At 64.0% G+C, this 18553-nt stretch carries 16 protein-coding genes and 1 pseudogene; all 17 read left to right on the top strand.

Features of this window, described 5'->3' with window-relative positions; translation table 11 throughout:
* Positions 1-12 precede the first annotated feature (12 nt).
* Positions 13-321, top strand: coding sequence for a (2Fe-2S)-binding protein (locus BN2475_RS05890; RefSeq protein WP_094778630.1), 309 nt, complete (start codon positions 13-15; stop codon positions 319-321).
* Positions 303-1715, top strand: a complete 1413-nt coding sequence (locus tag BN2475_RS05885; protein WP_094778629.1) for an FAD/NAD(P)-dependent oxidoreductase — start codon at positions 303-305, stop codon at positions 1713-1715. The genes BN2475_RS05890 and BN2475_RS05885 overlap by 19 nt, the downstream gene beginning before the upstream one ends.
* Positions 1712-2866 carry an NAD(P)/FAD-dependent oxidoreductase gene (locus BN2475_RS05880; protein ID WP_094778628.1) on the top strand — a complete coding sequence of 385 codons (1155 nt, stop codon included), beginning with the start codon at positions 1712-1714 and terminating at the stop codon, positions 2864-2866. The genes BN2475_RS05885 and BN2475_RS05880 overlap by 4 nt, the downstream gene beginning before the upstream one ends.
* Positions 2867-2910: 44 nt before the next feature.
* Positions 2911-3312: a helix-turn-helix domain-containing protein gene (locus BN2475_RS05875; protein WP_094778816.1), complete on the top strand. Its 402-nt coding sequence runs from the start codon at positions 2911-2913 to the stop codon at positions 3310-3312.
* A 345-nt stretch (positions 3313-3657) separates the two neighbouring features.
* A complete protein-coding gene (locus BN2475_RS05870; RefSeq protein ID WP_094778815.1) occupies positions 3658-5187 on the top strand; it encodes an ABC transporter substrate-binding protein in 1530 nt (509 codons plus the stop codon).
* 135 nt (positions 5188-5322) lie between these two features.
* The gene (lhpH, locus tag BN2475_RS05865) at positions 5323-6330 is read left to right on the top strand and encodes a trans-3-hydroxy-L-proline dehydratase (protein ID WP_094778627.1); all 1008 of its coding nucleotides are present in this window, start codon (positions 5323-5325) and stop codon (positions 6328-6330) included.
* A 578-nt stretch (positions 6331-6908) separates the two neighbouring features.
* A complete protein-coding gene (locus BN2475_RS05860) occupies positions 6909-8459 on the top strand; it encodes a methyl-accepting chemotaxis protein (protein WP_159444525.1) in 1551 nt (516 codons plus the stop codon).
* A gap of 510 nt (positions 8460-8969) precedes the next feature.
* Complete coding sequence (locus BN2475_RS05850; protein ID WP_094778624.1) at positions 8970-9572, top strand: 2'-5' RNA ligase family protein; 603 nt, start codon at positions 8970-8972, stop codon at positions 9570-9572.
* Between the two features lie 525 nt (positions 9573-10097).
* A complete protein-coding gene (locus BN2475_RS05845; RefSeq protein ID WP_094778623.1) occupies positions 10098-10499 on the top strand; it encodes a DnaJ family domain-containing protein in 402 nt (133 codons plus the stop codon).
* A 260-nt stretch (positions 10500-10759) separates the two neighbouring features.
* Positions 10760-11314 (top strand): tRNA adenosine(34) deaminase TadA, encoded by a 555-nt coding sequence (gene tadA / locus BN2475_RS05840; RefSeq protein WP_094778814.1) that lies wholly within the window; start codon positions 10760-10762, stop codon positions 11312-11314.
* A 34-nt stretch (positions 11315-11348) separates the two neighbouring features.
* Positions 11349-12275 carry a muramoyltetrapeptide carboxypeptidase gene (ldcA, locus tag BN2475_RS05835; protein WP_094778622.1) on the top strand — a complete coding sequence of 309 codons (927 nt, stop codon included), beginning with the start codon at positions 11349-11351 and terminating at the stop codon, positions 12273-12275.
* Positions 12276-12586: 311 nt separating this feature from the next.
* Positions 12587-13327, top strand: a complete 741-nt coding sequence (locus BN2475_RS05830; protein ID WP_094778621.1) for a GntR family transcriptional regulator — start codon at positions 12587-12589, stop codon at positions 13325-13327.
* Positions 13328-13671: 344 nt separating this feature from the next.
* Entirely contained in the window at positions 13672-15150 is a 1479-nt protein-coding gene (locus tag BN2475_RS05825) for an NCS1 family nucleobase:cation symporter-1 (protein ID WP_094778620.1), read from the top strand.
* A gap of 104 nt (positions 15151-15254) precedes the next feature.
* Complete coding sequence (locus BN2475_RS05820; protein WP_094778619.1) at positions 15255-16121, top strand: aspartate/glutamate racemase family protein; 867 nt, start codon at positions 15255-15257, stop codon at positions 16119-16121.
* A 288-nt stretch (positions 16122-16409) separates the two neighbouring features.
* Positions 16410-17360, top strand: coding sequence for an allantoinase PuuE (gene puuE, locus BN2475_RS05815; RefSeq protein WP_094778618.1), 951 nt, complete (start codon positions 16410-16412; stop codon positions 17358-17360).
* Positions 17357-17878, top strand: coding sequence for a 2-oxo-4-hydroxy-4-carboxy-5-ureidoimidazoline decarboxylase (uraD, locus tag BN2475_RS05810; protein ID WP_094778617.1), 522 nt, complete (start codon positions 17357-17359; stop codon positions 17876-17878). The genes puuE and uraD overlap by 4 nt, the downstream gene beginning before the upstream one ends.
* Before the next feature lie 72 nt (positions 17879-17950).
* Positions 17951-18535 (top strand): annotated as a pseudogene (locus tag BN2475_RS05805) (allantoicase); the annotation flags it as partial.
* Between the last annotated feature and the right edge of the window lie 18 nt (positions 18536-18553).

Below are 18553 nucleotides of genomic sequence, written 5' to 3'. Positions count from 1 at the left end.
GGAGTCCTGCACATGAAGTCGAGATTCGTTCGGCTTGCCGAGACTGGGCGCCGCGCGGTGTCGTTCAGGATCGACGGCGAGGTGGTCGCCGGCCTGGAAGGCGATACGCTGCTGGTCGCGATGCTGTGCAATACCGATCACGTTCGCCATTCGGAGTTCGGTGCGGAAGTGCGCGCCGGTTTCTGCATGATGGGCGCGTGCCAGGACTGCTGGGTCTGGACCACCGACGGCCAGCGCGTGCGCGCGTGTACCACGATGGTCAGCGCGGACCTCGATATCGTTACCCGCCAGCCGGAGGTGTCATGGCCCAACCTCGTGTGATCGTGGTCGGCGCGGGACCGGCCGGCGTGCGCTGCGCGCAAACGCTGGTCGCGGCGGGCATCCGCCCATTGATCGTCGACGAAGGACGGCGCGACGGCGGACAGATCTATCGCCGTCAGCCGGAACAGTTTTCGCGTTCGTATAGCAAGCTCTACGGCACCGAAGCGGCGCGTGCGAAGAACCTGCACGACAGCTTCAAAGCGTTGCGCGCCACGGTCGATTACCTGCCCGAAACGCTGGCCTGGAATGTCGCTGGCGGCAAGCTGTACACGGCGCGTGAAGGCGTCGCGAGCAATCATGCTTATGACGCGTTGATTCTTTGCCCTGGCGCGACCGACCGTCTGATGCCGGTCAAAGGCTGGCAATTCGCCGGCACCTATAGCCTCGGCGCGTCGCAGATCGCGCTGAAGGCGCAGGCATGCGCGATCGGCGGCAACGTGGTGTTCATGGGTTCCGGACCACTGCTGTATCTGGTCGCGAACCAGTACGTGCAAGCGGGCGCGAAGGTCGCGGCAGTGCTCGATACGTCGCCGTTCAGCAAGCGCGTGCGCGCCTTGCCGAAGCTGCTCGCGCGGCCGGATGTGCTGCGCAAGGGCGCGGCGCTCGTCAGAGCGCTGAAGAAAAGCGGCGTCAGGATGGTGAGCGGCATCGAGCCGCTGGAGATCCACGGCGACGACCGGCGCGGTGTCGAAGGCGTGAGCTATCGTGATTCGAGCGGCAACGTGCAGCGTATTGCATGCGATGCGCTCGCGCTCGGCTATCACCTGCGTCCCGAGACGCAGCTTGCGGACCTGGCCGGTTGCGCGTTCACGTTCGATGGGTCGACGCATCAGTGGTTGCCGCAGCTCGACGAGATGGGGCGCAGTTCGGTCAAGACGGTTTATCTCGCCGGCGACGGTGTGCGCGTGCTCGGCGCCGATGGCGCGGAAGCCGCCGGCGCGCTGGCAGCGCTGGCGGTTCTGCAGGACCTGGGACGACCCGTCGATGCCGCACGCGTCGACGCATTGACGCGCGAGCGCGCGAAGATGGACCGCTTTCGCGCCGGTCTCGCCGCGGCGTTTCCGTGGCCTGCGCAACAGGCCGCGCGGCTGTCCGACGACACCATCGTGTGCCGCTGCGAGGGGATCAGTGCGGGCGAGTTGCGCCGCGTGACGCGCGACGAAGGCGCATGCGAGGCGAACCGCGCGAAGGCGTTCAGCCGCGTCGGTATGGGACGGTGCCAGGGGCGCTACTGCGCTCACGCGGCAGCGGAAATCATCGCCGCCGCAGGCGGTGTGCCGCTCGACAAGGTGGGCCGGTTGCGTGGCCAGGCGCCGGTCAAGCCGTTTGCGATCTCGACTATTGCGGTGAGCGTCGTGGCGCCTGAATCCACTCAGGTAGCGGAGGAAAAATGAGCCGGATCGATGCGGATGTGGTGATTGTCGGCGGTGGGTTCATGGGTGTTGCCGCAGCGTTTTTTTTGCGCCAGCGAGGTCGCTCGGTGGTGCTGCTCGAACGCGGTCTCGTCGGTCAGCAGGCGAGCGGGACGAACTTCGGCAACGTGCGCCGTCAGGGACGTTTTCTGCCGCAGTTGCCGCTGGCGAACCGTTCACGCGAGATCTGGGGCAAGCTTCCCGAGCTGATCGGACACAGCGCGGAGTTTCTGATGTCCGGTCACATTCGCGTGTGCTACCGGCAGGAGCAGGACGACGCATTCGAAATCTATGCGCGCGAAGCGGCGCAATACGGGCTCAAGCTCGATCTGTATCGCGGCGCGCAGATGCGCGCGAAGTTTCCGTTTCTCGGTGACGAAGTGCTGTGTGCGTCGCATTCGGTGATGGACGGTCACGCGAATCCGCGTCTGGCCGCGCCCGCTTTCGGACGCGCCGCGGCGCGTGCGGGCGCGCGCATCGAAGAGAACACCGAAATCGCCGCCGTCGAAAAAGACGGCGATCTGTTTCGCGCGACCAGCACCGATGGCCGCACGTTCTGCGCGCCGAACCTGCTGATTACCGCTGGCGCATGGGGCAGTCAGTTGAGCGAGCAATTCGGCGAGGCGGTGCCGATTGCGGTCCACGGTCCGCAAATGGCCGTCACCGAGCCGGTGCCTTACGCGATCCGTCCGGTGGTCGGCGTGTCGTCGCCGCTCATCGAGGAAGTGCTGTATTTCCGCCAGGTGGAGCGTGGCAACATCGTGATCGGCGGATGTGCACGCGGTCCTGCCTATCTCGACGAACGGCGCGCCAAAGTGTTGCCGGAAAGCACGTTGCTGCAATTCAGACAGATGGCGCGGCTCGCACCCGCGCTGACGCGGCTGAACATCATCCGCGTGTGGAGCGGCGTCGAAGGGTATATGCCCGACGATCGGCCGATCATGGGACGCAGTGGCAAGGTCGACGGGCTGTATTACGCGTTTGGCTTTTGCGGTCACGGCTTCCAGTTGGGGCCGGGCGTCGGCGACGTGATGGCCGAGCTGATCGACACGGGCGCGACCAGCACGCCGATCGATCCGTTCGCGATCCAGCGTTTCGCCACCACGCCGAACTCCGTCCCGGTTGCGGCGTAGCGGGTCCGTCCATGGGGAAGAAGCTCGACTATGCGGCGCGAGAAATGCCAGTCGCCGTACCCTCCAGTGCGCCGTGCGGGCTGCCACCGGCGCCAGCGGCTGCGCCCGATGCGCGCCGCTCGACCTCACGCGCAGTCGAGCGCGCGGTCGCGTTTATCGAAACATATTTTGCGCAACCCGTCAGCCTCGCTACGCTCGCCGCGATCGCCGGGCTGAGCGTGTCTCGCTTCGCTACGCTGTTTCGCCAGGAAGTCGGCATTTCACCGCATCGCTATGTGTGCCTCGTGCGCATCCGGCACGCGCAGACACTGCTGCGTCACGGGATACCGCCTTCGGTGGTGGCGACCGAAGTCGGCTTCTTCGATCAGAGTCATCTGGGCCGCCATTTCAGACGGACCGTCGGCGTGACGCCCGGCGATTACGTCGTGCATCCTTCGGTTCCGTAAGCGCCCGGTTGCCGAACAGCTCGCGCATGTGGACCGCTTGCGCCGAGCCGCAGCAATTTATGCTGAAGATCGCCGCCAAAACGACTCGCGCCGTCTGTATCCGCCGCCTTATCGGCATTCTGGTTAATTTGGCGATGCTTAAATGCATTGAGCCCGCGCCCTTCCTGCTTGATGTGCGCGTCGCTTTCACCGGGTCTCGACGAGTTTGGCGGCCTCGAAGTGCACGACGCCACGCATCGACGCAGCCCGGCCATCCCAGCGAAGAACTGGACGTGTTCCACTTTGGACGAAGGAGCAGGCACCGTGAGCGACGAAAACAAACCCGGCGGCTTTAGCCGCCGTGACATGATGCGTGTATTGGCAGCGGGCGGCATCCTCGCGACCGGTGCGGGCGGGATGCTGGCGGGGGCGTCGAAGGCCTTGGCCGACACCCCGAAGAAGGGCGGCAAGATTCGCGCCGCGTACGACGCAAGTTCGACCGCCGACACGCTCGATCCTGCGAAGGGATCGACGGGCACCGACTACATCCGCTTCTTCATGTTCTATAGCGGGCTCACGCAGTTCGATGCCAGCCTGACGCCGCAACCCGCGCTCGCCGAGTCGTTCGCGAGCAGCGATGCGAAGGTCTGGATCGTCAAATTGCGCAAGGGTGTGACGTTCCACGACGGCAAGTCGCTCGATACTGCCGACGTCGTGTATTCGTTGTTGCGACACAAGAATCCGGCGACGGGGTCGAAAGTGAAGTCGGTCGCCGATCAGTTCGACGACATCAAGGCGACCGGCCCCAACGAAATCCAGATCACGCTCACGCAGCCCAACGCCGACCTTCCGTCGATCCTCGCGACGCCGCAACTCGTGATCGTCAAGAACGGCGTCAGCGACTTTTCCACCGCGGTGGGCACCGGGCCATTCAAGGTGAAGACCTTCAAGCCGGGCGTCACGACCGTCGGCGTGCGCAACGCGAATTACTGGCGACCAGGCAAGCCCTATCTGGATGAAGTGGAGTTGATCGGCATCGGCGACGACGCTGCGCGCGTCAATGCGTTGCTGTCCGGCGATGTGCATCTGATCGCCGCGGTCGATCCGCGCGCCACGCAGCGCATTGCGTCGACACCCGGCTATGCGATCCAGGAGACCAAGTCCGGTCTCTATACCGATCTGATCATGCGTCGCGACAATCCGCTCACCGGTAATCCGGATTTCGTGCAGGGCATGAAGTATCTGTTCGACCGCGAGCAGATCAGGAATTCAGTGTTTCGCGGCTATGCCGTGGTGGGCAACGATCAGCCGATTCCACCCTCGCACCGATACTTCTTCGCAGGCCTGCCGCAGCGGCCGTACGACCTGGATCGCGCAAAGTTCCATCTGCAGAAGGCAGGTGCCGTGGGCGCCACGGTGCCGCCGATCTTCGCCACCACGGCGGCTAACGGTTCGATCGAAATGGCCGTGCTGATGCAGCAGAGCGCGCAGAAGATCGGCGTGAACCTGACGGTGAACCGGGTCCCGACCGATGGTTACTGGTCGAACCATTGGATGAAGCATCCGCTTGGCTTTGGCAGCATCAATCCGCGTCCGAGTGCCGATGTATTGTTCACGCAGTTTTTCAAGTCCGATGCGCCGTGGAACGAGTCGGGCTGGAAGAATGCGCAATTCGACCAACTGCTGCTCGCCGCGCGTGCGGAGACCGACGATGCCAAACGCAAGCAGATCTATGCGGATATGCAGACCATCGTCAGCAACGAAGGCGGGATCGGCATTCCGGCGTTCCTGAGTTTGCTCGATGGTTACGACGTGAAGCTGAAGGGACTTGGCGCAATTCCGACGGGCGGCATGATGGGGTTTTCGTTCGCGGAAAATGTGTGGTTGAGCGCGTAGCGCTGCTGTCGGCAGATTCACTCTGCCAGCTTCTGCGCTTCATCAAGACCTTGCCGAACGGATCTTCGGCAGCGGCTGGGCGGCGATTGAACTGCGCTATTTTTGCGAATGAGCCACTAACTACGCGAAGCAGACATGAAAATCTCCCGCACCATCTCGACTGTCGAAGTCCACACCGGCGGTGAAGCTTTCCGCATCGTCACCAGCGGTCTGCCGAGGCTGCCGGGCGAAACGATCGTCAAGCGACGCGCATGGCTGAAAGAGAACGCCGACGATATCCGCCGCGCGCTGATGTTCGAACCGCGCGGCCATGCTGACATGTACGGTGGTTATTTGACGGAACCGGTGAGTCCGAACGCCGATTTCGGCATCATCTTCGTTCATAACGAAGGCTACAGCGACCACTGCGGCCACGGTGTCATTGCCCTCTCCACCGCAGCGGTCGAGTTGGGCTGGGTGCAGCGTCGGATTCCCGAGACGCGTGTCGGGATCGACGCGCCATGCGGGTTCATTGAAGCATTCGTGCAATGGGATGGCGAGCATGCTGGCAACGTACGCTTCGTCAATGTTCCCTCGTTCATCTGGAGGAAGGACGTCACGGTTCAAACGCCGTCGTTCGGAAAGGTGACTGGCGACATCGCGTTCGGTGGCGCGTTTTACTTCTACACCGATGGCAAACCACACGGGCTCGAAGTTCGCGAGTCGTCGGTGGAAGAGCTGGTCCGCTTCGGCGCGCAGGTGAAGACGGCCGCCAACAAGGCGTTTGCCGTGGAGCATCCGCAGATCCCGGAGATCAACCATATCTACGGGACTATTATCGCCAATGCGCCGCGCCACACCGGTTCGACGCAGGCGAATTGCTGCGTCTTTGCCGACCGGGAGGTGGACCGCTCGCCGACCGGTTCCGGTACGGCTGGGCGTGTTGCGCAGCTCTATCTGCGTGGACAGTTGGCAAAGGACGAAACGCTGGTGAACGAATCGATCATCGGTACGGTGTTCAAAGGGCGTGTGCTGAGCGAGACGACGGTGGGCGAATTCAAGGCCGTTATTCCTGAAGTCGAAGGTAAGGCCTTCGTGTGTGGCTTTGCGAACTGGATCATCGATGAGCGGGATCCCTTGACGTACGGGTTCCTCGTTCGATAGACCGATTGCAGCGGAGGTCCAAGGTTGGCGCGCGACGCTGAGCAATCAGCCACGCGCGCTTTTTTTTGCGCCGGCTCGGCTGCGCCCAGGCGACCAAGCATTGCTCTTTGTTCCAGGCAATGGAATGCCACGGGCGGCCGGGCGTTACTCCGGCTGCTATGTCCGCGCCACTGTGTCGGGCGATTGTTCCGACCGTACGCTGGCGAGTGGTGCGCACCTTCACACCTGCGTTGCAGGCTCCCGTGGGTTAATCATTGTGCATCGATCCGGGCCAGCATGCCGGAGCGCATTCGCGCGATAAAAAGAATAGAAGGGGGACGATGGCATTTGCGATAACTGTGCTTGCCACCCGTATGGCAAAATCGCCGCGCGCAAGCCTTTGCGGCGAGCGTTGCGTACAGCAAAAATCAAGGGAGACAGAGGCCTGCTGGAGCGACGCGTTCCGTGATGACCTCGCTTACGGGGCGTCTCCCGCAACAGAAGAATATGCACGCCAGCGACGTGCTGTCGGGTTGCATTCCCATGCTCCTGGCAAGCGACCGAAGACAAAAGCCAAAAATACGGTGGGGAGAATATTCATGTCGAGCTATACAGAGACACCGCGCGTGAGCGCCGGCCTGTCCCACGCACAATCCTCCTCTCTGCCGCTCAGGTATGCGTTGCGACGGTGGAGCCTGCGGGTCCAGTGGACCATTGCCGCGCTTAGCGCCATCGGCGCCGTCGCGGCGGCGTGCTGGTACGGCGTTTATGGCGCCGTGTTGGGATTGGCGCAGTTCCTCGCGATTTTCGGCCTGTTCGGGGCTGGGCTGATCCATGCGAGCTCGACCTTGCGGGCCCAGTTGAGCGCGCTGTGCGACGGCGATCTGGTACGCGACGTATCGTTGCCGGGGCGCGACGAACTGGCGGCGCTGGGCGAACAGGGCCGCCTGCTCGCCTATCAGTTGTCCCAGATGGTGGCGCGCATCCGCAGCGAAGCCGAGCTGATCGCGATGGGCGGAGCCCAGGCGACCCAGCATGCCACCTTGCTGTCGCGGCGAACCGAATCGCAGGCTGCCAGCCTGGAGCAGACCCGTGCCTCGCTCGACGCGTTGCTGGAAGCCGTGCGCTACAACACCGATCAGACGCAGCAAGCCGATGAGCGGTCCGCCCGCGCGCATTCCGATGCGGTCGCGGGGCAGGCGGCGGTGCGCGCTTCGGTCGAAAGCATCGAGCGCATCGAGCAACGTTCACGCGAGATGGGGGAGATACTCGGCGTGATCGACGGCATCGCCTTCCAGACCAACATCCTCGCGCTCAACGCCGCCGTGGAGGCCGCCCGGGCCGGCGATTCCGGCCGCGGTTTCGCCGTGGTTGCCGCCGAAGTGCGTGCCTTGGCGCAGCGTAGCGCGCAAGCGGCAGGGGAAATCAAGAAACTCATCCAGCACTCTCGCGACGAGGTGACCGACGGGGTGCAAGCCATCGAAGGCAGCAGGAATCTGTTGGCGCGTGCGGTTGACGCGGTCAGCCAGGTGGCGACTTTGCTGGGCGACGTCGCGCGCTCGAGCAGCGAGCAGACCACTGGGTTGCAGGAGATCGCTCAGGCGGTCGAGGTGCTGGACGACATCACCCAGCGCAATGGCCAGATGGTCGGCGGATCGGTGGAAACGGCGAGTCTGATGCAGGCCCGCGCCGATCGGCTGAGCGACGGGGTCAAATATATCCGGCTACGCCAGGGCTGTGCCGGGGAGGCTCGGGCCATGGCGGAGCGTGCGGCTCGACTGGTCGATACCGAGGGGCCGGAAAACGCTGTACGGCGCTTTCACGACCCGAAGGGCGGCTTTTTCGATCGCGACCTCTACATCGTAGTGGCGGACCGGGATGACTATTTCCGTGCCTTCGGCTCCGACCCGGGCAAGGCCGGCAAGCTGCGCGAAGAGGCGCTGCCGGGCGACGATCAATCCGCGATCCGTGAAGCCAGCTGGCGCGCGGTCGATCAGGGTGGTGGCTGGATCGAATTCAGCGGACGACACCCCGTCACCAAACAACCGGTGGAAAAGATCGGCTACATTGCGCCAGCGCTCGGGAGCCGCTGGGCGGTGCAGTGCAGCGTCAACCGCGGCGACGGCCTGGTGCCAGCGAGGCGCACTTGAGCGAGGCGTCGGTAGTCAAACCGGCCAGGCGATCGGCGCGGGCGAGCGCGTGGTACGCGAGCGCTTCGGCGTGAATCCGGATACCTGCACGGGTGATCGCTCGTGGGTCCGGCTTTCCGGGTGCACGCTTGCGCAACCGTTGTGAATCCGCGCTGGCGCATACCTGCACGGGCGATCGCTCGTGGGTCCGGTTTTCCGGGCGCACGCTTGCACAACCGTCGTGAATCCGCGCCGGCGAAAATCGTGATAGACAGGTGATATCTGTCTATCGCGGTCAAGGTGGCAAATGCGTGGCGATTGCGTCAGTCCGGACGTTGCGCACGCAGAGCGTTCGCTCGCGCCCGCCGCCGGGTCCTTTATCACGCTGTGCTCCAGGCGCATCGGCAAGCACGACGCAGCGTAGTAAGCCGCTTGCGGACGCCATCTATCATACTGTATGAATATACAGTATCATGGCAACGCAGACCGCGTGCACAGGCGGTTCTGGACCGGAAAAAGGAACACGGCAAGATGCCTGAACAACTCTGGCTGCCCGGGCTCGAGGCGCCGCCAACGCCCACAGACGGTCTGTTTTTTGCCGTCTTCCCCGACGCCAACACGGCGGCCAGCATCGCGAAGTTCGCGCAACAGCTCTGCGGGCAGGCGGGCGTGCGCCGCAAACCGCTCGCGGCTGGCCGTTTGCACGTCACATTGCATCACCTGGGCAATTTCGCGGGGGGCTTGCCGCAGGCTCGCGTCGACGGGGCGATACGGGCGGCCGCGTCGATCAGCATGGCGCCGTTTAGCGTCGAATTCGGTTCGGTCGTCAGCTTTGCGTCGAAACCGCGCTTGGGGCCGATGGTACTGGGCGGAGGCGACGTCGTCGGGCTGCATGCGCTTCACGACGCACTCGGCGAGGCGTTGCACGACGTTGGTTTCGGGGAGCGCGCCGGTGCGTCAGCCACGCCCTATATGCCGCACGTCACGCTGGCTTACGGCATGCCCTGGGCGGCGATGCGTCCCGTCGAACCGGTGTGCTGGAACGTGCGGGAGTTCGCGCTGATACACAGTCTGCTTGGACGCAGCCGGCATCTCGTGCTGGCACGCTGGCCGCTCACTGGGGGCGCGTCATAAGCAAAGGCACGCGAAGTGGTGGCGCGCGTGGGGGCGTGCGACGTTCGAGTCAGAATGCGCCGGATCAGAACCGCATGCTGGTGCCGCAACCGCCGGCGAAGGCGCCGCCGCTTGCGGCTGCGCCGCCGCAAAACACGCCACAGCCGGACAGCGCGACCGAGACGGCCATGGCCGCCAGAGCCGTGCGCAGGCTTACCCGGAATGCACGCCTGCCGGGCTGCGCAGGACGCGCGCCAAACCACCGACGGCCAATCGAAACGACATGACCAGGCTGTGGGTCTTTCATTCTGAATCGCATAACGTCACAGACTTTGATGAGTGAGAACCAGCAGCGCGAGCAAAATCAGCAATACGAGCGGAGCCTCGCAACGCACATCGCGCATCCGGATGCCACACTCTAGCCCAGCCTCATGTCTCGTTAAATACGCAAAATCAGAAAGCCAGTGGTTTTTTTGTCGGCTGGCCACGGGGAACCGTCACGCGCTCCCTGATAGAATGCTTGGGCCGCAACGTAGTGGATTGCAGATGAAATTGCTTGATGCGCTTGTCGAACAGCGTATTGCCGCCGCAGCAGCGCGCGGTGAGTTCGACGACTTGCCGGGCGCGGGCGCGCCGCTGTCGCTGGAAGATGATGCATTGGTTCCGCAAGAGGTGCGGGTCGCCAACCGGATTTTGAAGAACGCGGGTTTCGTGCCGCCCGCTGTCGAGCAGTTGCGCGCGTTGCGCGATCTGCAAACGGAGCTGAATGCCGTGAGCGACCAGGCCACCCGTTGCCGTCTGCAGGCGCGTATGCTGGCGCTGGATATGGCGCTCGAATCGCTGCGTGGCGGTCCGCTGGTGATGCCGCGCGAGTATTGCCGGCGCATCGCCGAGCGGCTTTCCGAGCGCGTCGGCAGCCCCGATACCGCAGACGTGGGTTCGCAGTGAGCGAGCCGCTTGTTCGCACCACGGCGCCTGGCCTCGCGTCGACCGAATCCGGCGAAGCGCTGAACGCGCCGGTTGCGCCCGTTTCGCCAGCCGGATCGGAAGCGGCTTGCGCCGACGTTGCGGGGGTGTCGGTGGCGGATTGCAGCGCTGCCGACAACACGTCGACTAGCGCGGCGACTGACGCGGCGACCGGCGCAACGACTGACGCGGCGACCGGCACGACGACTAGCGAGGCGACCGGCACGACGACCGACGCCAGCTTGCCGGCGGACCCGCACAGGCTCCCCACCATTTCCGAACGCGATCGCCGCTTCATGGCGCTGGCTTTGGCCGCCGCCGAAGATGCGCGCGCTGCCGGCGAAGTGCCGGTCGGTGCTGTGCTCGTGCGCGGCGACGAGGTCATCGCCCGGGGTTTCAATCATCCGATCGGCGCGCACGACCCCTCCGCGCATGCGGAAATGGCCGCGTTGCGCGCCGCCGCGCAAGCCGTCGAGAACTACCGTCTGCCGGGCTGCGAGCTCTATGTGACGCTCGAGCCGTGTCTGATGTGCTCCGGCGCGATCATGCACGCGCGTATTGCCCGCGTCGTGTTTGGCGCTCGCGATCCGAAAACCGGCGCGTGCGGCAGCGTCGTCGATGCATTCGCGAATCCGCAACTGAATCATCACACGGCGGTGAGCGGCGGCGTGCTCGAAGCCGAATGCGGTGACGCGCTCAAGTCGTTCTTTGCCGAGCGGCGGCGCGCGAGCCGCGCAGCACGCGCGGCGGCACGTGCCGAAGCGGGCGGCCTGCCGCCTCCGGCCGAGCCGCTCTAAAACAACCTCGTCACGATCCCCACAGGTCTTGCCAATGACCGCTCATCGCACCATCGAACTGATTGCGCCGTCCGGCTATCCGCATGACCCCGAGGTACTGCAGCGCGCGTTGCATCGATTGCATGCGCAGGGGCATCGCGTGCAGGACGAGGTGGCGACGAAGCGCCGTTATCAACGCTTCGCCGGCACCGACGATGAGCGCGCGGCCGATCTGAACCGGCTCGCCGACCCGTCGCGCGAGCTGCCCGACGTCGTGCTGACCGTGCGCGGCGGCTACGGCGCGGTGCGTATCCTGCACGCGCTCGATTACGAAGGGCTGCAACGACGGCTTGCCGATCAACCGGTCGCGCTGGTCGGGCACAGCGACTTCACCGCGATCCAGCTTGCGCTGCTGGCGCGTGCCGGCGTGAAAACATTCGGCGGCCCGATGCTGATGAGCGACTTCGGCGCGCAGGAGCTCAGTGAGTTCACCATGCATCACTTCTGGTCGGCGTTGACGAAGCCGACCATCACGGTGACGAGCGACGTGCCGCAAGCGCAGCCGGTCGACGTGTCGGGCACGTTGTGGGGTGGCAACCTGGCGATGGTGGCGTCGCTGATTGGCACGCCGTATATGCCGCAGGTGCGGGGCGGCATTCTGTTTGTCGAGGACGTCAACGAACAGCCGTTCCGGGTCGAGCGGATGATCTATCAACTGCATCTCGCCGGCATTCTCGCGCAGCAGCAGGCGCTCGTGCTCGGCGATTTCTCGGGCGCCAAAGCGTACGACTACGACAACGGCTACGACATGCACACAGTGATCGAGCAGATGAGGTCGGTGATCGGTATCCCGGTCGTCACGGGTCTGCAGTTCGGACATATGCGCGACATGCTGACCTTGCCGGTGGGCGCGCACGCACACCTCGTCGCCGACGCGGGCGGATTCAGGCTGATGTTGTCGGGCTATCCGTGTATCGGCTGAGCTGACGAGGCGAAGCGGGTGGTTGCCCGCTTTCTTTTTGTGGCTATGAACGCAACTAACGGTCATAAATTGACGGCCGCCCGCACGCAGAGCGGCCCATGAAGGCCCCGCACTTTGTTGACAAAAACCGCCGCCAATAGACGACCTTCGCATCACCTAGTTAAACTGCTATTGAAGTGGCACGCTGTCTACAGCGCGTGCCGCTTGCCCAGCAGGCTTGCCTCATCGAAGAGATTGTCGAAATTCAGGATAAAAATTGTTGACAATCTTTATGTCCATCCTATGATGACCTACATACCGAGACGCACATCATGTCCGACCCAGGTTCCGCCGCCGCGAACAGTTCGAAGCCCGAAGCGATTGCCGAGCGCATCCGCGCCGCGATCCTCGAACATCGGCTCGCGCCCGGCGCCAAGCTGACAGAAGCTCAGTTATGCGAAGTATTTGGCGTGAAGCGCGGCCCGATCCGGCAAGCGCTCGCGCAACTGGCGACCGATCATCTCGTCGAACTCGAACCGAATCGCGGTGCGTTCGTCGCGAGTCCGTCGCTGCAGGAAGTGCACGAGGTCTTCGAAATGCGCCGCATCATCGAACTCGCGGTGGTCGAAAAGATTTGCAGCGGTCATGGTATGCGGCGGTTGAAGAGCATCGGCAGCATGATCGGCCGGGAGCGCAAGGCGTTCGAAACGCGTGATTTTCCCGCGTGGATCCGCCTGTCGGGCGAGTTCCATACCGAGTTGGCAGGACTCACCGGCAACTCGGTGCTGTGCGACTGCCTGAACGGACTGGTGGCGCGCTCCACGCTGATTTCCGCGCTGTACGAATCGATCGGACGCAGCCCCTGTTCGTTCGAAGACCATGAAGCCATTCTCGCCGCGCTCGACGCCGGCGATGCAAAAGAGGCGGCGGCACTGATGTCGCGTCATCTGCAAAGCGTCGAGTTGAAGATGCTGGAGCGCCCTGCGCGTGGCGCGGCGGATCTGCATGAGGTGTTCGGCGCCCGCGGCGCGGCGCGGCTGGATGCATCGAAAGCCAGGTCCGCAGCAGACTGAGGCAAGCAGCAAGCGCTTGCCCACTGGCGGTGCGCGTCGCACTGAATTGAACTGAACCGGATTGGTGTTGCAAGGCGGCTCGGCCTGAGCGCTGCCGGCTTGCGCACGCGTGTCCGTCGCCTTGCGATGGATTTCGAGCAGCGACGCATCGCCGGGAATTCCGCGGCGGCTGGCGATGCGATAACCACAAGTACTTCAGTACGGAGACACCCGCGGCACGGCACGACAGATGGCGTCGACTTCTTTGGTCCCGGGCGAACGGGACGGACGCGACTGGCACGGCCGATGCAATGTCCTTCGACCCGTTATCGACGGTCCGACGGTCCATTCCCCAAGGAGGAATCATGGCTCAGTTCAGTGCAGCGCCAGGCAGTCCCACCATTTCCACTTACGCAGACGACGCGCACGCCGATCCGTCGATGCCGGCCGGCTACAGCGAGCGGCTCTACAACGAAGACCTTGCACCGCTGCGCAATCAAAGCTGGGGTGCGTACAACATCTTCGCATTCTGGATGTCGGACGTGCACAGCGTCGGCGGCTATGTGTTCGCGGGCAGTCTGTTCGCGCTCGGCCTGACGAGCTGGCAGGTGCTGGTCGCGCTGCTGGTCGGCATCTCGATCGTCAATCTGCTGTGCAACCTGATCGCCAAGCCGAGCCAGATGAACGGGGTGCCGTATCCGGTTGCGTGCCGTGCCACCTTCGGCGTGCTCGGCGCGAATATTCCGGCGGTGATTCGCGGCCTGATCGCAGTCGCGTGGTACGGCATTCAGACCTATCTGGCGTCGAGCGCGCTGGTGATCGTGGTACTGAAGTTCGTCCCATCCCTGTTGCCCTATGCCGACGTTCATCATCATGGCCTGATGGGTCTGTCGGCTCTCGGCTGGGCCGGGTTCATGCTGTTGTGGGTCTTGCAGGCGCTGGTGTTCTGGCACGGCATGGAAACCATCAAGAAGTTCATCGACTTCGCCGGTCCGGCTGTCTACGTGGTGATGTTCATTCTTGCGGGCTACATGGTGTATCGCGCGGGATGGCGCAATATCGGCATCAACCTGGGCGGCGTCAAATATCACGGCATGCAGGTGGTGCCGGTAATGATCACGGCGATTTCGCTGGTGGTGTCGTACTTCTCCGGACCGATGCTGAATTTCGGCGACTTCTCGCGCTACGGCAAAAGCTTTCGCAGCGTGCAGCGCGGCAACTTCTGGGGGCTGCCGGTCAACTTTCTCGCCTTCTCGCTGGTGACGGTGATTACGACCGCGGCGACGCTGCCGGTGTTCGGTGAACTGATCACGGACCCCGTCGAAACCGTCGGACGCATCGACTATCCGACGGCGGTGATCCTCGGCGCGTTGACCTTCACGATCGCGACGATCGGCATCAACATCGTCGCCAATTTCGTCTCGCCGGCGTTCGACTTCTCGAACGTTGCGCCGCGCCTGATCAGCTGGCGCGCGGGCGGGATGCTGGCGGCGGTGGCGTCGATTTTCATCACCCCGTGGAACCTGTTCAACAACCCGGCCGTGATCCACTACACGCTCGATGTGCTCGGCAGCTTCATCGGACCTTTGTACGGTGTCCTGATCGTCGACTACTACCTCGTGAAGCGCCAGAAGATCGTGCTCGACGATCTGTATACCGTCGAGCCGAGCGGCACCTACTGGTACCGCAACGGCGTCAACTACCGGGCCGTGGCCGCGCTATTGCCCGCCGCGCTGATCGCCGTGATCTGCGTGATGACGCCGGCGCTCGAAGCGATGGCGAACTTTTCGTGGTTCATCGGTGCAGGCCTCGGCGCGCTGTTCTATCGGGCTCTCGCACGTTGAATTTCGCAGTCCCCAAGGGGACTTCGTTCGGGGCGCTCCCCAAGGGGCCTTCCTTCCGGGCGCCCCAAGGGACTTCTTTTCGGGGCGTCCCCCCAGGAGTCGATATGCGCATCAAACTGATCAATCCGAATACGACCCACCGTATGACCGACGCGATGGGCCGCTGCGCGCGCAACGTCGCCGCGCCAGGCACCGAGGTGATCGCGGTGAATCCGACCATGGGACCGCCGTCGATCGAAGGCTACTACGACGAAGCGCTCGCCACGCCGGGCTTGCTGGCCGAAGTGCTCGCCGGCGAGCGCGACGGCTGCGACGGCTACGTGATCGCCTGCTTCGGCGATCCCGGTCTGTACGCGGCGCGCGAACTGGCGCGCGGACCGGTGATCGGCATCGCGGAGGCGGCGATGCACGCGGCGAGTGTGCTGGCGCCGGGCTTCTCGGTGGTGACGACGCTTGCACGCACGTGCGGGATGGCATGGCATCTCGCCGAACGCTACGGCATGAAGCGCTTCTGCCGCAACGTCCGCGCGACCGACGTCGCCGTACTCGAGCTGGACAAGCCCGGAACGGCCGCGCGCCGCATCATTGTCGACGAATGCCGGCGGGCGCTGGCCGAGGATGGTTCGGATGCCATCGTGCTGGGTTGCGCGGGCATGGCGGAACTGTGCGCGGAGATTGAAGACGCGCTCGGCGCGCCGGTGATCGAAGGCGTGACGGCGGCCGTGAAGTGGACCGAGGCGCTGGTCGCGCTGCGCTTGTCGACGGCCAAGCGTGGCGACTACGCGCGCCCGCTCGCCAAGCGCTACGACGGTGCGCTGGCGTCGTTCAGCCCGAGCGGGGCCGAACTGAATCCGCTGCCGCCGCGCGGCGCCGCTGCGGCTGGTGTCGCGCATGCGCGGGAAGCCGTCGACAGCACCGGTTTGCCGCGGGTAAACACCAGAGAGCCGGGCCAGCACATACATTCAGTCTGACATGCACTATCTGCCAGCGTGTATGGGCGCCCTCGGGTGTTTTCGCTACACTGGTCCAACTCGGCGCGGTGCCTGACGGATTCTTTTGCCTCCGATTGTGATGTGTTTTCTTTCGCGGCGGCGAAGGTGCCAGGCACATCGCGCGCAAGTTTGCGAGAGCCCTCACGTGCTATCACCTGCCATCACATGCAACCATGTGCCGTCACATGAGGTGCACGCGAATTTCAGGCGGATTTCACGCGCATTGAACGCGCCTTGAACCTATCGTCACCAGGTCTTCGTCATACCATGCCACTCGACCCGAACTACCCACGCGATCTGATCGGCTACGGCCGCCAACCGGTGCAGGCAAACTGGCCGGGGCGAGCGCGCGTCGCGGTGCAATTCGTCCTCAACTACGAAGAGGGCGGCGAAAATTGCGTGTTGCACGGCGATCCAGGCTCTGAGCAGTTCCTCTCGGAGATCGTTGGCGCGGCGGCGTATCCGGCTCGCCACATGAGCATGGAATCGATCTACGAATACGGTTCGCGCGCAGGCGTGTGGCGCATCCTGCGCGAATTCGAAAAACGCCGCCTGCCGCTCACGGTGTTCGGTGTCGGCATGGCGATAGAACGGCATCCGGAACTGGCGCGTGCGTTCGTCGAACTCGGTCATGAAATCGCCTGTCATGGCTATCGCTGGATCCACTACCAGGATGTATCGCCAGAGACCGAGGCCGAGCATATGCGCCTCGGCATGCAAGCGCTCGAGCGCGTGACGGGCGAGCGGCCGCTTGGCTGGTACACGGGCCGCGACAGCCCCAACACGCATCGGCTGGTCGCCGAATACGGCGGCTTCCTGTACGACTCCGATTACTACGGCGACGACCTGCCGTTCTGGATGGAGGTCGGCGTGACGGGCGGCGCGAGCGTGCCGCAACTGATCGTGCCGTACACGCTCGACACCAACGACATGCGCTTTGCGAGCCCGCAAGGCTTCAATACCGCGGACCACTTCTTCACCTATCTGCGCGACGCGTTCGACGTGCTCTACGAAGAAGGCGACGAAGCGCCGAAGATGATGTCGGTCGGCATGCACTGCCGGTTGCTCGGACGGCCAGGGCGGTTTCGCGCGCTGCAGCGTTTTCTCGACCATATCGAACAGCACGATCGCGTGTGGGTCACGCGGCGCGTCGATATCGCACGCCACTGGCGCGATGTTCATCCGTATCAACCAGACGACCGCGGGACAGCGGCATGAACGCGATGCAATACAGTCTGGACCAACTCAACAGCATCTCGACCGACGCGTTCGTCGCGGCGCTGTCGGGTATTTTCGAGCACTCGCCTTGGGTCGCCGAGGCCGCCGCGCCGCAACGTCCATTCGCGAGTATCGACGAGTTGCACCGCAAGATGTCGGCCATCGTCGAAACGGCTGGCGAAGCGAAGCAGCTCGCGTTGATCAACGCCCACCCGGAGCTCGCCGGCAAGGCCGCTGTGCGCGGCGAGCTGACCGCCGAATCGACGCGCGAGCAAAGTGGCGCGGGCCTCGCGCAGTGCACGCAGGCGGAGTTCGACAAGCTGCTCGCGCTCAATAGCGCGTATCGCGAGAAGTTCGGCTTTCCGTTCATTCTCGCGGTGCGTGGCTATGATCGTCACGGCATCATCGCGAACTTCGAGGCACGCGTGAACAACAGCCGCGCCGACGAATTGCGCGCGAGTCTCGAGCAGATCTACCGCATCGCACGTTTCAGACTCGACGACCTGATCGACGCGTAGGACTCGAGTCGCGCGTCGCGGAGCTCGAAGCTGAACGTTTTTCCAGTACTACCGACATTAAGGACGACAAAGATGGCACTCCCGATTCTCGATCCCAACGCACCGGAATTCACGCGCCGCTATGTGAATCTGGCGGACCCGCGTCTGGGCGCGCAGGCGCTCGAGGCGAGCGACGATTTCTTCGCACCGAAGGAACGCATGCTGAATCCTGAGCCGGCCGTCTTCGTTCCCGGCAAGTACGACGACCATGGCAAGTGGATGGACGGTTGGGAAACCCGCCGCAAGCGCGCCACCGGCTACGACTGGTGCGTCGTGAAGCTGGCGCGTCCCGGCGTGATCAAGGGTCTCGATCTCGACACCAGCCACTTCACGGGCAACTTCCCGCCGGCGGCGTCGGTGCAAGCCGCACGCGTGGTGGACGGCATGCCCGACCAGTCGACGCAGTGGACCGAGATCGTCCCGTCGACAACGTTGCAGGGCAATAGCCACCACTATCCCGCAGTCAGCGACGCGAACGCGTACACGCACGTGCGCGTGAACATCTATCCGGACGGCGGTATCGCGCGTCTGCGCGTGTATGCTCAGCCGCAGGTCGACTGGGCCGGCGCGAGCCGCACCGAGCAGTTCGATCTGGCCGCGATGGAAAACGGCGCCTATGGAAACGCTGATTAATGA

Source organism: Paraburkholderia ribeironis (genome assembly GCF_900019265.1).
Lineage (GTDB): Bacteria > Pseudomonadota > Gammaproteobacteria > Burkholderiales > Burkholderiaceae > Paraburkholderia > Paraburkholderia ribeironis.
The sequence above is the reverse complement of the archived record's forward strand: the minus strand, read 5'-3'. Positions and strand labels throughout refer to the sequence as shown.

Bases quoted from the DNA above. Each gene is read 5' to 3' on its own strand.
- uraD (WP_094778617.1), top strand. From the start codon at position 17,357: ATGAACGCGATGCAATACAGTCTGGACCAACTCAACAGCATCTCGACC.
- BN2475_RS05870 (WP_094778815.1), top strand. From the start codon at position 3,658: ATGATGCGTGTATTGGCAGCGGGCGGCATCCTCGCGACCGGTGCGGGC.
- BN2475_RS05860 (WP_159444525.1), top strand. From the start codon at position 6,909: ATGTCGAGCTATACAGAGACACCGCGCGTGAGCGCCGGCCTGTCCCAC.
- BN2475_RS05880 (WP_094778628.1), top strand. From the start codon at position 1,712: ATGAGCCGGATCGATGCGGATGTGGTGATTGTCGGCGGTGGGTTCATG.
- BN2475_RS05845 (WP_094778623.1), top strand. From the start codon at position 10,098: ATGAAATTGCTTGATGCGCTTGTCGAACAGCGTATTGCCGCCGCAGCA.
- BN2475_RS05890 (WP_094778630.1), top strand. From the start codon at position 13: ATGAAGTCGAGATTCGTTCGGCTTGCCGAGACTGGGCGCCGCGCGGTG.
- BN2475_RS05850 (WP_094778624.1), top strand. From the start codon at position 8,970: ATGCCTGAACAACTCTGGCTGCCCGGGCTCGAGGCGCCGCCAACGCCC.
- BN2475_RS05875 (WP_094778816.1), top strand. From the start codon at position 2,911: ATGCCAGTCGCCGTACCCTCCAGTGCGCCGTGCGGGCTGCCACCGGCG.
- BN2475_RS05830 (WP_094778621.1), top strand. From the start codon at position 12,587: ATGTCCGACCCAGGTTCCGCCGCCGCGAACAGTTCGAAGCCCGAAGCG.
- BN2475_RS05825 (WP_094778620.1), top strand. From the start codon at position 13,672: ATGGCTCAGTTCAGTGCAGCGCCAGGCAGTCCCACCATTTCCACTTAC.
- puuE (WP_094778618.1), top strand. From the start codon at position 16,410: ATGCCACTCGACCCGAACTACCCACGCGATCTGATCGGCTACGGCCGC.
- BN2475_RS05820 (WP_094778619.1), top strand. From the start codon at position 15,255: ATGCGCATCAAACTGATCAATCCGAATACGACCCACCGTATGACCGAC.
- ldcA (WP_094778622.1), top strand. From the start codon at position 11,349: ATGACCGCTCATCGCACCATCGAACTGATTGCGCCGTCCGGCTATCCG.
- lhpH (WP_094778627.1), top strand. From the start codon at position 5,323: ATGAAAATCTCCCGCACCATCTCGACTGTCGAAGTCCACACCGGCGGT.
- BN2475_RS05885 (WP_094778629.1), top strand. From the start codon at position 303: ATGGCCCAACCTCGTGTGATCGTGGTCGGCGCGGGACCGGCCGGCGTG.